The 12,697-nt window shown below is 59.7% G+C and carries 10 protein-coding genes; 3 read left to right on the top strand and 7 right to left on the bottom strand.

The window, feature by feature from the left end; genetic code table 11:
* Window positions 1-162: 162 nt before the first annotated feature.
* The 5 genes from GWL_RS04125 to GWL_RS04145 all read right to left on the bottom strand — a co-directional run bounded on the left by GWL_RS04125 (window position 163) and on the right by GWL_RS04145 (window position 5,440).
* Window positions 163-1,230, bottom strand: coding sequence for a GGDEF domain-containing protein (locus GWL_RS04125; RefSeq protein WP_008326997.1), 1,068 nt, complete (start codon window positions 1,228-1,230; stop codon window positions 163-165).
* Between the two features lie 560 nt (window positions 1,231-1,790).
* On the bottom strand, window positions 1,791-2,690 hold the full coding sequence (lpxO, locus tag GWL_RS04130) for a lipid A hydroxylase LpxO (protein WP_008326998.1): 900 nt from the start codon (window positions 2,688-2,690) through the stop codon (window positions 1,791-1,793).
* A gap of 385 nt (window positions 2,691-3,075) precedes the next feature.
* The gene (locus GWL_RS04135) at window positions 3,076-4,386 is read right to left on the bottom strand and encodes a D-amino acid dehydrogenase (RefSeq protein WP_008326999.1); all 1,311 of its coding nucleotides are present in this window, start codon (window positions 4,384-4,386) and stop codon (window positions 3,076-3,078) included.
* A 192-nt stretch (window positions 4,387-4,578) separates the two neighbouring features.
* Entirely contained in the window at window positions 4,579-4,998 is a 420-nt protein-coding gene (locus GWL_RS04140) for a hypothetical protein (protein ID WP_008327000.1), read from the bottom strand.
* A gap of 22 nt (window positions 4,999-5,020) precedes the next feature.
* Window positions 5,021-5,440 (bottom strand): DNA polymerase III subunit chi, encoded by a 420-nt coding sequence (locus GWL_RS04145; protein WP_008327001.1) that lies wholly within the window; start codon window positions 5,438-5,440, stop codon window positions 5,021-5,023.
* Window positions 5,441-5,801: 361 nt separating this feature from the next.
* Here GWL_RS04145 and GWL_RS04150 point away from each other — a divergent pair, with 361 nt between their 5' ends.
* Window positions 5,802-6,353, top strand: coding sequence for a PAAR domain-containing protein (locus tag GWL_RS04150; RefSeq protein ID WP_008327004.1), 552 nt, complete (start codon window positions 5,802-5,804; stop codon window positions 6,351-6,353).
* The gene (locus GWL_RS04155) at window positions 6,350-6,988 is read left to right on the top strand and encodes a type VI secretion system amidase effector protein Tae4 (protein WP_008327006.1); all 639 of its coding nucleotides are present in this window, start codon (window positions 6,350-6,352) and stop codon (window positions 6,986-6,988) included. The genes GWL_RS04150 and GWL_RS04155 overlap by 4 nt, the downstream gene beginning before the upstream one ends.
* A 493-nt stretch (window positions 6,989-7,481) precedes the next feature.
* Here the strand turns inward: GWL_RS04155 and GWL_RS04160 are convergent, their stop codons facing one another.
* Together GWL_RS04160 and folD are read right to left on the bottom strand one after the other, a co-directional pair.
* Complete coding sequence (locus tag GWL_RS04160; RefSeq protein WP_008327008.1) at window positions 7,482-9,557, bottom strand: M3 family metallopeptidase; 2,076 nt, start codon at window positions 9,555-9,557, stop codon at window positions 7,482-7,484.
* Window positions 9,558-9,626: 69 nt separating this feature from the next.
* Entirely contained in the window at window positions 9,627-10,472 is an 846-nt protein-coding gene (gene folD / locus GWL_RS04165) for a bifunctional methylenetetrahydrofolate dehydrogenase/methenyltetrahydrofolate cyclohydrolase FolD (protein WP_008327011.1), read from the bottom strand.
* A 294-nt stretch (window positions 10,473-10,766) separates the two neighbouring features.
* On the opposite strand from folD, the gene gshA reads away from it, so the two are divergent.
* The gene (gene gshA / locus GWL_RS04170) at window positions 10,767-12,362 is read left to right on the top strand and encodes a glutamate--cysteine ligase (protein WP_008327014.1); all 1,596 of its coding nucleotides are present in this window, start codon (window positions 10,767-10,769) and stop codon (window positions 12,360-12,362) included.
* Window positions 12,363-12,697 lie beyond the last annotated feature (335 nt).

Genomic DNA, 12,697 nt, shown 5'->3' on the forward strand with positions numbered 1-12,697 from the left:
GCACGTCGTTGTCTCATGCTTTTGAAACATGAACGAATGCACGCCGTGCATGAGTCCGGCCAGTCCCCATCTGCCTTGCAGGGCAGCACACACAAAGCGCAGGTGAAAAAAAAGACCGCTCGCGCGGCCCCGGTGCAGGTCTGTGCTGTGCAGGTGGATCGACTAAAAGAATTCCACCGTGTCGTTGGTCGTGATACCCGAGCGCAGCACACCCGAATTGACCAGTTCCTGGTAGTAGCAGATGCGATTGCGACCGCTCTTCTTGGCGTGATAGAGCGCCTGGTCGGCATGGCCCAGGATCACCACCGGCGTCTCCCGCGCGATATTGACGAAACCCAGGCTCACCGTCACCTTGCCGACCTGCGGGAAATCGTATTCCTGCACGTTCTGGCGGAAGCGGTCGAAGATCTTGCGCGCATCGGTGAGCGTGGTCGAGCGCAGCAGGATCACGAATTCCTCACCACCGAAACGGAAGATGCGGTCATGCGCACGGAACGATGCGCGCAGGATATTGGCCACCAGGATCAACACCTCATCCCCGTACAGATGGCCGTAGCGATCATTGACCTGTTTGAAGTGATCGATGTCGACCACCGCCAGCCAGTGACCCTTGGGTTCGTCGTTGCTCTCGTGACGGCGCTCGTCACGGTCCACCGAGTGCGCCTCGTGCGGCGCGATGGCAAAGGCGTAGCGGGTGAACTGTTCATCGAAGGTCTTGCGGTTGAACAGGCCCGTGAGGGCATCGCGCTCGCTGTAGTCGAGCAGGCTCTGGTAATTGCAATAGACGTGGAAGATGCCGTGGATCACGTCCAGCATGGCCGGTGCAAAGGGAACCTGGCTACGGATCTCCAGGCAGGAATTCATCTTGCCATGCAGCCAGACCGGCAGCCACAAAAGATGCTGGCCATCGGCCGTGGTCTCCTGGAACTCATTGAGATGATTGCGGATGCAGGCCAGCATGGCCGGATAGGTCGACAGCGGTTCCTTGGGATCGTCGCTGGTGAGCTCGGCGATGGTGTGCACGGCGCCATCGCGGATGACCATCTTTTCCTGCACGAAGTGTTCATCACGCAGCGTGAAGATGTCGAGCATGCGGATGGCCTCGACGTCGGTCAGCTGGTACAGCGCGGAGATGACGGAGATGGCCAGGCGGGAATGCTCCCGGTGGGCCGTGATTTCTACCAGATGCTTGAGCAGCGGTTTTTTCATCTCGTCGTCGATGTCCTGCATGAGCCCATTGTTCTATGTATGGTCGGTACTCGGCTGTGCTTGCCCGGCGTCTTCGACAGCGGGCTGGCTGACATGCCATGAAGCAGTGCCCGGCCATCGGCAGGAGCGCAGTCAGGAGCAAGGCATGTCACAGCGCAACGAAGACGATCCCGTTGCAAGATTCACGCCATCAAGCTAGCACGGAAGCAAAGCGATTTTACAGGCGGCAAGCAGGGGAATGAAGCAGTTTCTGCATTTCACTGCAGAAAAATCTCCATTTCATTTCCATGTGGAAACTTCAACTCTTGCGTGATTTTCACTTACGTGCGACTTGGTGAGTTTTTCTCTCCCGGGCGCCTTCCGATATCAGACAAACCGGCTACAAACCAGCTGTGTAGCGGAATTGACGCTGATCTGACATTGTCTGCCGGCGACCGGTCCTGCTTCTCATGCTCCGAAAATCAATACGCCAGTTCCGGGATTGACTTAAAAAAATCGCCGACTGGGTAGCCGGCGATTTTTGTTTATATCATTTACGATCTTGTTTCGGATTGCCGATGGCGGCTACCCTCCATCCAGCCTCAGGCATAGATGATCAGCAGGGCGACGGCAATGATGAGACCGAACTTGGTGATCTTGTAGACGGTCTTGTTCCAGTTCTTGAAGCGGCGGCGATACTGCCCGGCCAGCCAGACGAAACGGAACAGCTTGTTGACGCGCCCGGTCTGGTCGCCGGTCTCATTGGGGGAGGCGGCGGCGGTCATCATGGTGCGGCCGAGGAAGCCATTGATGGCTTCTGCCCAGCGATAGCGCAGCGGCCGCTCGACATCGCAGAAGAGGATGATACGGTTCGTCTCGGTGCCGTTCTGCGCCCAGTGGATGAAGGTCTCGTCGAACACCACGCTCTGGCCATCGCGCCAGCTGTAGCGCTGGCCGTCGACTTCGATGAAGCAGCGGTCATCGTTGGGCGTGACCAGGCCCAGGTGGTAGCGCAGCGAACCGGCGAAGGGGTCGCGGTGCGGATTGAGGGTCCCGCCCGGGGCCAGCTCGGCGAACATGGCGGCCTTGACCGAGGGAATGCGCTTCAAGATTTCCACGGTCTTGGGGCAGAACTTCTCGGCCGAGGGATGACTGGCGTTGTACCACTTGAGGTAGAAGCGCTTCCAGCCAGCCTTGAAGAAGGAGTTGAAACCGGCGTCGTCATTCTTCTCCGCCGCCTTGATCTTGGCCATTTCACGCAGGGCCACGGCTTCGTCGCGGATCACTTCCCAGTTCTGGTCGATGATGGCCAGGTCATCAAACTGCTTGACGGCCGGATAAGGCACGGCTGGCACGCGCGAAAACGCGTACATGAACAGATTGATCGGCGACATGATCGACGAGTGGTCGAAGAACTGCCGAAGGAAGGGCAGGCGCACCCGACCTCGGAAGTGGATGAACAGGATGGAAAAGAGATAAATGAAGACAATTGCCCATTTCATTGCAGGGTCCTTTGATGTTGCCGGCCTCTTCAACTGAAGGAAAAGGCTGTGACGGATATCCGTCCATATGGGGTCGGGAGCAGGGAGATCAACGACAACAAGCGGTTCGAGCCGGGGCAGCAGCAGAAAAAAACAGGCTGGAAGAAGCCATGATGCCGCAAGATGCACGATGATGAGTTGAAATCCCGCTCACTGCGCAGGCCCGGCCAGACGCCGGCGACGCAGAGCAAGCGAGGATTCTACACCAAGGGGGAGTCAGCGTTTGTAAGGAGGGCTGATTGCCCTATGTGAATATTCTTTCAACAGCGGCTTGCGCTGATCCAGATCAAGGGGATAAAAAAAGGACCGGGAGTCCGGTCCTTCGCGAGAGGGTGAAGCAAAAGGCTCAAGCGGCTTGAGTCACCACCTGGCGTGCCCGGTTCCAGCGCGGCAGGCCGGTGAAGGCGAAATCGATTTCCGGCACGTGGCCGGCCACGATCTCGGCAATGGCCCGGCCTGAACCGCAGCCCATGGTCCAGCCCAGGGTGCCGTGACCGGTGTTCAGGTACAGGTTGGCGAACTTGGTCTTGCCCACATAGGGGACGTTGGAGGGCGTCAGCGGACGCAGGCCGGTCCAGTAGGTCGGGTTTTCGTAGTCGCAGCCATCGGGGAACAGTTCACGGGTGCGGCGGGTGATGGCTTCGCAGCGGGTGGTGTTCAGTTCGCGGGTATAGCCGTTCAGTTCGCAGGTACCGGCCACGCGCAGGCGGTCGCCCAGGCGCGAGACCACCAACTTGTAGCCGTCGTCGGTGAGCGAGACGGTGGGGGCGGCGTCCGGGTTGGTGACCTTGTAGGTGGCCGAATAGCCCTTGCCGGGGTAGAGCAGCAGGTCGATGCCCAGCGGCTTGACCAGTTGCTGCGAGAAGCTGCCCATGGCGACCACGAAGGTATCGGCCTGCAAGACTTCATGGCGGCCGTCCGGGTTGATGATTTCCACGCCGGTCACGCGGGCCGATGCTCCGGCACCTTCGGTAATGAGACGGGTGATGGTGGTGGAATAGCGGAATTCGACGCCGGCTTCCTCGCTCTTCTTGGCCAGGCCGGTGGTGAGCTTGAAGACGTCACCCGATTCATCGGTGGCGGTGAAGTCGCCGCCGACGATCTTGTTGCGGATCGAGGCCAGTGCCGGTTCGATGCGTATCACTTCATCGGCACCGATGGATTCGCGTGGGCAGCCCAGGTCGCGCATGAGTTTGGCGGCCGGCAGGGAGTCCTGGAATTCCTTTTCTTCAGTATAGAAGTGCAGGATCCCGCGGGTCAGGTGGTCGTACTGCACGCCCGTCTCTGCGCGCACGGCCTGCAGGGTCTGGCGGCTGTATTCGCACAGGGCGACGATGTTGCGGATGTTCTCGTCGGTGCGGGCGGCGGTGCATTCGCGCAGGAAGGCCACGGCCCACTTCCATTGCAGCCATTCCGGACGGAAGCGGTAGAGCAGCGGGGCGTCTTCCTTGCCCAGCCACTTCAGGACCTTCATCGGGGCAGCCGGATTGGCCCAGGGTTCAGCGTGCGAGACCGAGATCTGACAGCCGTTGGCGAAGCTGGTTTCCTGCGCTGCGCCGGGCTGACGGTCAATGACGGTGACGTCGTAGCCCTGCTTCTTCAGGAACCAGGCCGAAGCGGTTCCGATAATGCCTGCGCCCAATACGATCACTTTCATCTTGCTCTCCCGGTGTTGCGTGAACTTGCTGTGGTTGTTCGGACGTTCGCATCCCTGAATTCAAATGCGAACAATGCAAGCATTGTAAGAAAAGCGCGATTGCAGATGTGATCAATACTGGATCAATTTTTTGTGAATAAAAAGACTGATGCGGAATTTTTATTCAAAATAAAAAGAAAAATCAGATCGTATTTACATTTTTGAAGATGTGAAACGTGCCATCTCTTCCGCGACGGCCCGCTCTACCGTTTCGGTCAAGGCATCGCGCAGGCCTTCCCTGACGCGCTGCATCACGATCTCGGAAAGATGGTCCAGGGCCAGCGCCATCTGGTCTTGCAGGTGTTGGTGCAGCACGGTATCGACGCGTTCGAGCAGGCTTTGCAGGACGTTTTCGCGGATTTCCTGTTCCCATTGGCGGTATTGCTCGGCGACCGGGGTAACCGGGGGCATGGCGGCCATCATGGGCGCCGCAGCGGCGGGTGCCTGGTAGCTGGCCGCAGCAGGCTGGGTATGGAAGGCGCCGGGCTGCGCGGGCGCGGTGTAATCCGGGGCGGCAGGTGCCAGCGGGATGATCTCGGTGAGGAGGGGAATGCTGTTGTCGTCGTGGTTCATGGCATGAGCGGGCGGGGCGGGCTCAGGCGGCCACATGGTGCGAGAGGGGGTAGCCGCGTTCTTTATAGAAACGGTAGCGGTCACGGCCGGCGGCCTTGTCGGCATCGTCGGCGGAAATGATTTCCAGCAGGCGTTCGAAGCGCGCGAAGTGCGCGGGGGTGTCGCCACCCAGGTTGATGAGGATCTGGTGGTGCGGCAGTTCGGTGCTGTCGTCGGCGGTCAGGATGATGGGCGTCTGCGCTGCCAGCGGGTCGCCGGCCATCACGTGGGGCAGGAAATCCTGCTCGGAAAAGCTCCAGAGCGCCTGGTCGAGTTGCTGCAACTCGGCGCGGTCGGGCGTGCGCAGCACCAGGTTGGCGCCGGAAGCGCGCGCTTTGCGCACCAGACGGCACACGTAAGCGATCTTTTGCGGGACGTTGCTGTGGAAGTCGATTCGGGTCATCCCGTCAGTATAGTGGGTCGCGGTGCAGCAGGCTATCGGAGTGCCAAAGAACGCCCTTGTCCGCCGGATTTCGGTGGTGGTTCCCGTCAGGTGAGTCGATCTTTTTCGAGAAATGGAGCCTGATTGCTTGAGGGCAATCTGCTTTGCCGGTTGTCAAATTTAGACTCCTTTCACTCCAAAACGTCAGCACCTCTTCAGCAAGCGCTGATGGGCTTTGGGGCGAGCGTTTGCGACTGATGGAAGGAGCAAAAATGAAACACACGGAATCGGATGGGCGGCACTTGGTAAGCGATTTTTTAGGCAGCATCGGCACGCATGGCCTTCTACAAGCTGGCTACCTGTGCCGGACGGGAGATCGCGCATGAAGATCATCGGTTGGATTCGCTACGGTGACAAAGCCGCCTGCGGCGGTACGGTGATCGAAGGTGACCAGACTTGCCTCAGCCATGGGCGTGCCTACGCATTCCAAGGCGCTCGCATGGCGTGCCGCAAGAGTTGCATCATTGCACATGGTTTCCCTCGCTCCACCTTGACCAATGGACGGCCGCAGGTGATCCATGGAATGAAAACGAGTGCCGGATGCCCGTTGCTATCAACGCTCAATGATATTGACGGGGTAGGTAATGCGAGCGGGGAAACTATCGCCGAAAAGCACTTTCTCAACGCCGAGGGCGATTGGATGCCTATCAAAGAGCCGGAGCCACACGAAGCCCGCTACGATGAACAACCCCAGCTTATTGCGCGGCCCATTGAAGGCGTACCCTGGTACGTCCAGACGATGGATGGGCGTAGATTCTCTGGCCGGGCCGAGCCCGATGGCCAACTGCCGCGCATTGATACCTATGGGGAAGATGAATACGTCGTTTATTGGGGAGATGAGGCTCTCATCAAGATGGAAGAGGCGCAAGCATGAGCAAGATTCTGGTGCAACAAGCCAAGGTGCGGACCAACACCATCAAGGACTCGGTGTGCAAGATTGACGTGCCTGTCGTGAAATTCTCGGACCTGTGGGACAACTACGTGAGTGGCGCTCCGTTCAAGCCGGGGCCTGAGGACAAAGGGGACTATAGCAACCAGTGCGCCTTGCGCGTCAGTGCCACATTTCACAAGGTGGGCATTCAGATGCGCTCCTTCTCGCAGAAGACGGTCAAGCCGATGCCAGGCGCCAAAGCCTTGGGCCGTGTCATGATGGATGGCAAGCCGGCAGCCGTGCGAGCGTATGAGCTTGGCGAGTGGCTCAAGCTGCAACCATTCTGCGGTTTGCCCAAGCAGCCAGAGGACATCACAGGCAAGGATTGGGAGTCGAAGGTGAAAGGGCGTACAGGGATCATCATGTTTCATGCTTATTGGACGCGAGAAGGGCAAACTGCCGCTAATGCCAGCGGTGGACATATCGACCTGTGGAATGGATCACGACTCACCAACAACGGAATCGCTGGGACGTTAGAAACATTCGCACGATTCTCACTGGGCATCCATCGCCCTTGGCCTCACTTTTACTCTGACCTTAGAGCGTCAAAACTCATACTCTTCTTTGAGGTGAAGTGATCATGAGAAAGACTGCTCTGTTCTGTGCAGGACTTCTAATCGGATACATTTTCGACTTGATTCCTTCGCTGTTTGAAATCGTGGCCAATACCAACATCTGTATCGAATCATGTCCTGGCGTACTACGTGGAATTTCACTTGCAATCTATGCCGCGATGCCAATTCTGTGGGGAGCTGGTCTGCCGCTCACCGTTGGAAAACCTCAGGCATCCAGGATCTTGATTTGCTTGTTGCTTGCGTCGACGTTTGTCATGCTCATATTGACGTGGTTTCTCTATGTCCATCAGCATCCTCATTGATCCAGCAAGTGGACCTGGGGCAAGGCCTTGTCATTTCTGGTGCTCGGTACATTGGCTTCAGCGTCAATCCCTGAGCAGGTTTCGCTAGCCACGAAAATGTATCAATGCGTTTCACCGGTAGAGACAACAGTCCCGGAAACAACAAAGCCCCGGTTTCCACCGAGGCTTTGTTTACTACCTGAAGAATTGGCGACTCAGGCCGCCATCCCACTATGCCGCAACAGCGCATCAATGCTCGGCTCCCGCCCACGGAACGCCTTGAAGGACTCGATGGCCGGACGCGAACCGCCCACGGCCAGGATTTCCTGCTGGAAGCGGCGGCCGGTTTCCAGCGAGATCACATTGCCGCTGCTGGCAGCTGCCTCTTCAAAGGCGCTGTAAGCGTCAGCCGACAGCACTTCCGCCCACTTGTAGCTGTAGTAACCCGCCGCATACCCACCCGCAAAGATGTGCGAGAACGAATGCTGGAAGCGGTTGAATTCCGGCGGGCGGATCACGGCGATGCGGTCGCGCACGCTGTCGAGCAACTGCTGTACGGTCTGCTGGCCACCGACTTCATATTCATGGTGGATCAGCATGTCGAACAGCGAGAACTCCACCTGGCGCAGCATCTGCAGGCCGGACTGGAAGTTCTTGGCGGCGATCATCTTGTCATACAGCGCGCGCGGCAGCGGCTCGCCGGTCTCGGCATGTGCGGTCAGCTGCTGCAGCACATCCCATTCCCAGCAGAAGTTTTCCATGAACTGCGAAGGCAGTTCCACCGCATCCCATTCCACGCCGGAAATACCCGATACGCCCACTTCATCGACCTGCGTCAGCATGTGGTGCAGACCATGGCCAAACTCATGGAACAGGGTGATGACTTCATCATGGGTGAACAGGGCCGGCTTGGTCACGCCATCGACCACGGCAGGTTCGGTGAAATTGCAGACCAGATAGGCAATCGGGGTTTGCACGCCCTGCGCGGTGAGGCGGCGGGCGCGGGCGTCATCCATCCAGGCGCCGCCACGCTTGCCGGAGCGGGCATACAGGTCCAGATAGAACTGGCCAACCAGTTGGCCATCGCGCTCGATGCGGAAGAACTTCACATCCTTGTGCCAGACCGGGGCGGTATCGGGCTTGATCTGCACGCCGAACAGTTGCTGCGCCACCTGGAACAGGCCGCCGACCACCTTGGGCTCGGGGAAGTATTGCTTCACTTCCTGTTCCGAGAAGGCGTAGCGCTGCTCGCGCAGCTTTTCGGAGGCATAGGTGCTGTCCCAGGCCTTCAGGTCGTCCAGACCCAGCTTTTCGCGGGCGAAGGTCTTCAGTTCTTCATAGTCTTTCTGGCCGAAGGGGCGGGCGCGCTGGCCCAGGTCTTCCAGGAAGGCGATCACTTCGCTGGGTGACTTGGCCATCTTGGCCACCAGCGAGACTTCGGCGAAGTTGGCATAGCCCAGCAATTGCGCTTCTTCCTTGCGCAGTTGCAGGATCTGGTCGATGTTGGCGCTGTTGTCCCATTCGGGCTTTGCGCCCAGTTCCGACGCCTTGGTCGCGTTGGCGCGGTAGATCTTCTCGCGCAGCGCGCGATTATCTGCATATTGCAGAACCGGGAAATACGAGGGGAAGTGCAGCGTGAACTTGTAGCCGGGCTTGCCGTCCTTCTCGGCGGCGGCACGTGCAGCTTGCTTCACATCGGCCGGAAGCCCCGACAATTCGGCCTCGTCCTCGACGAAGAGGGCGAAATCATTGGTGGCATCCAGCACGTTCTCGGAGAAACGCGTGGTCAGCATGGCCTGCTTTTCCTGGATCTCGGCGAAGCGTTCCTTCTTGTCCTCGGCCAGTTCGGCGCCGGACAGACGGAAATCGCGCACGGCATTGTCCACCACCTTGCGGCGCGCGGCCGACAGGGAAGCGAAGGCCGGGCTGGTCTGCAGCGCCTTGTACTTCTCGAACAACGCCAGGTTCTGGCCCAGCCCGGTCCAGAATTCCACCAGGCGCGGCTGGTTCTCATTGTAGGTGGCGCGCAGGGCCGGGGTGTCCATCACCGAATTCAAGTGGCCGACCACGCTCCAGGCGCGGCCCAGCTTTTCGGTGGCCGATTCCAGCGGCTCGACGAAATTGTCCCAGGTGACTTCGGCCATCGGCGCTTCCAGTTCGGTGACCAGGCGGCTGGCGTCGGCCAGCAGCTTGTCCAGCGCCGGGGTGACGTGTTCGGGCTGGATGGCGTCGAACTGGGCATAGCCCGAGAAATCGAGCAGGGGATTGGCGGCGATGTCGTTGGTGGTCATGGGCTCTCGTTTCTCTGAAAACATCCGGCAGCCAGGCCGCCGGAGGGTATTGCGCTAGGGGCGTGCCGATCAGCTGCGTTCGGCGGCTTCGATGGTGTTGACCAGCAGCATGGTGATGGTCATCGGACCCACGCCACCCGGCACCGGGGTGATCCAGCCGGCGACTTCCTTCGCGTTGGCGAAATCGACGTCGCCACACAGCTTGCCGTTGTCGTCGCGGTTCATGCCGACGTCGATGACGACCGCGCCAGGCTTGACCATATCCGCAGTGACAATGTTGCGCTTGCCGGTGGCGACCACCAGGATGTCGGCCTGGCGGGTGTGGTGGCCGAGGTCACGGGTCTTGGAGTTACAGATAGTGACGGTGGCACCCGCTTGCAAGAGCAACATGGCTTGCGGCTTGCCGACGATGTTGGAAGCCCCCACCACCACGGCATTGGCGCCGCGCACCGGGTAATTGATCGATTCCAGCATCTTCATGACGCCGTAGGGCGTGCAGGGGCGGAACAGCGGCTGGCCGGTCATCAACAGGCCGGCGTTGCTGACGTGGAAGCCGTCCACGTCCTTTTCCGGGGCGATGGCTTCGATCACCTTGTGGGCGTCGATGTGCGCCGGCAGCGGCAGCTGCACCAGGATGCCGTTGATCTTGGGATCGCCGTTGAGGGCGTCGATGCGGGCCAGGAGCTCGGCTTCCGTCATCGTGGCTTCATATTTTTCCAGCACGGAGTGCAGGCCATTGTCCTGGCAGGCCTTGACCTTGTTGCGCACGTAGACTTGGGAAGCCGGGCTGTCGCCCACCAGGATCACGGCCAGGCCGGGTTGCTTGCCTTGGGCGGTGAGGGCGGCGGCGCGCTGGGCCACTTCGGCGCGCAGTTGTTGGGAGAGCAGGTTTCCGTCGATCAGTTGGGCAGACATGGCAGATAGGGCAAATAGAAAGTGAAGGGCAGGGCTGGGAAGAAAGCGCCCGGACAGGCCGGGGCCACTGAAGGGCGCTAGGCGCCAGAACCCGTGATTATAAAGCCAGGCGGCAGGCCGGACGAAATGCCGGCGAGCGAGGATTTGTTGTCATATTGAAAATAGATATTGTCCCCTTGATCTGACATTGGCTTTTGGGGCAGCGCACGACGGGGATTTGCAATTTCGGTTATGCTCCCGCAACCAAGCCTCCCGGCCCCTGATAGACCGCCCTGAAGAAACAAGGATTACCGCATGACCGATCTCCTGACCCGCCGCCTGCACCAGCTATCCCAGCCGCAACATCTTGCGTTGTTGGGCCAGGGCCTGCGCGGGGTGGAGCGGGAGACGCTGCGCGTGGACGCCCGGGGCCACCTGGCCCGCACGCCCCATCCGCCGGCACTGGGTTCGGCCCTGACCAATGACCTGATCACCACCGATTACTCTGAAGCGCTGCTGGAATTCATCACCCCGGCCATGCCCGACATCGCCGATGCCTTGCAGCGCCTGGATGAGATCCACCGCTTTGCCTATACCAAACTGGGGGGCGAATTCCTGTGGAACGCCTCCATGCCCTGCGTGCTGCCGCCGGAAGACGAGATTCCCATCGCCTGGTACGGCAGCTCTCACATCGGCATGTTGAAACACGTCTACCGCCGTGGCCTGGCGCTGCGCTATGGCCGTACCATGCAGTGCATCGCGGGTATTCACTACAACTTCTCCTTGAGTGAAGACCTGTGGGAAGTCCTGCGCGAGGGCGATGAGAGCGTCGATCCCTCGCTGTCGCGCCGCGATTACCAGTCCGAGCGCTACATCGCCCTGATCCGCAACTTCCGCCGCTACAGCTGGTTGCTGATGTACCTGTTCGGCGCCTCGCCGGCGGTGGCGACCAATTTCCTGCGCGGCCGCCCGCACCAGCTGGAGACCCTCTCCGAGGACACGCTCTACCTGCCTTACGGCACCAGCCTGCGCATGAGCGACCTGGGTTACCAGAACCACGCCCAGGCCAACATCACACCGCATTACAACAACCTGCCAGCCTACATCCGCAGCCTGTCGCATGCGGTCAGCGAGCCGTATCCGCCCTATGAAGCCATCGGTACCAAGCGCGACGGCGAATGGGTACAGATCAATACCAACATCCTGCAGATCGAAAACGAGTTCTACTCCTCGATTCGCCCCAAGCGCGTCATCAACAGCGGCGAGCGGCCGATACAGGCGCTCTCGGCGCGCGGCGTGCAGTATGTGGAAGTGCGCTGCATGGACATCGATCCCTTCAATCCCTTGGGCATCGGGCTGGAAGCCGCGCGCTTCCTGGATGTGTTTCTGCACTTCCTGGCGCTGGAATCGAGCTGCCTGACCTCGGACGAGGAAGGCGTGGAAAATCGCGCCAACTTCCTGGCCACCGTCAAGGAAGGTCGTCGGCCGGGCCTGCGCCTGCAATTCAAGGGGGAATCCCTGCTGCTGACCGACTGGGGCCGCCAGTTGCTGGACCGCATGGCACCGGTGGCCGAGCTGCTGGACCGTCAGCGCGGCGGCAGCCAGCACCGCGACAGCCTGGCCGCCCAGCGCGCCAAGCTGGCCGATCCCGATGCCACGCCCTCGGCACGCGTGCTGCGGGAAATCCGCGCCGCCGGCAATTCCTTCCCGGCCTATACCCTCGCCCAGAGTCAGCGCCAGGCCGCCGAACTGATCGCCCGTCCGTTGTCGCCCGACCAGACCGCCGATTTTGTCGCCATCGCTCAGGCTTCGCTGGATGCCCAGCGCGAGATCGAACGCACCCAGGTGGGCGACTTCGATACCTTCGTGGCGGCTTACCGGGCCAGCACCCTGGGCAATATCGCTATCTAGCCCGCCTTCGCTTGTTCACTTATATAGAGCAATAACTGAACAAGAAACCGACAAGAGCGCCTCGTCCCCGGACGAGGCGTTTTTGCTGGTCGGTCGGAAAGCCCCATGCTTGCTGTCCTGGCAATTCTTTATGTTCACTTTTATTGGGCAAAAAATGCTGTTTTGTGCGCTCCGGCAGGTCTTTGCCGCATTGCAAACAGGGCAAGAAAACCCCGCCGCAAGGGCGATATAGTAAAAATACGAGGCCCTGGAAGCCCCTATTCATGCCGCTTTGCAGCATATTTTCGTATTATGAAATCGATTATCGTAATTTGAAAATTGAAAATTCCCTGATA

The sequence above is a fragment of the Herbaspirillum sp. GW103 genome, assembly GCF_000261365.1.
GTDB lineage: Bacteria > Pseudomonadota > Gammaproteobacteria > Burkholderiales > Burkholderiaceae_D > Herbaspirillum.

Excerpts from the sequence above, each read along its gene's own strand:
- folD (WP_008327011.1), bottom strand. The coding sequence starts at position 10,472 with ATGTCTGCCCAACTGATCGACGGAAACCTGCTCTCCCAACAACTGCGC.
- GWL_RS04160 (WP_008327008.1), bottom strand. The coding sequence starts at position 9,557 with ATGACCACCAACGACATCGCCGCCAATCCCCTGCTCGATTTCTCGGGC.
- GWL_RS04140 (WP_008327000.1), bottom strand. The coding sequence starts at position 4,998 with ATGAACCACGACGACAACAGCATTCCCCTCCTCACCGAGATCATCCCG.
- GWL_RS04155 (WP_008327006.1), top strand. The coding sequence starts at position 6,350 with ATGAGCAAGATTCTGGTGCAACAAGCCAAGGTGCGGACCAACACCATC.
- GWL_RS04145 (WP_008327001.1), bottom strand. The coding sequence starts at position 5,440 with ATGACCCGAATCGACTTCCACAGCAACGTCCCGCAAAAGATCGCTTAC.
- GWL_RS04135 (WP_008326999.1), bottom strand. The coding sequence starts at position 4,386 with ATGAAAGTGATCGTATTGGGCGCAGGCATTATCGGAACCGCTTCGGCC.
- GWL_RS04150 (WP_008327004.1), top strand. The coding sequence starts at position 5,802 with ATGAAGATCATCGGTTGGATTCGCTACGGTGACAAAGCCGCCTGCGGC.
- GWL_RS04125 (WP_008326997.1), bottom strand. The coding sequence starts at position 1,230 with ATGCAGGACATCGACGACGAGATGAAAAAACCGCTGCTCAAGCATCTG.
- gshA (WP_008327014.1), top strand. The coding sequence starts at position 10,767 with ATGACCGATCTCCTGACCCGCCGCCTGCACCAGCTATCCCAGCCGCAA.
- lpxO (WP_008326998.1), bottom strand. The coding sequence starts at position 2,690 with ATGAAATGGGCAATTGTCTTCATTTATCTCTTTTCCATCCTGTTCATC.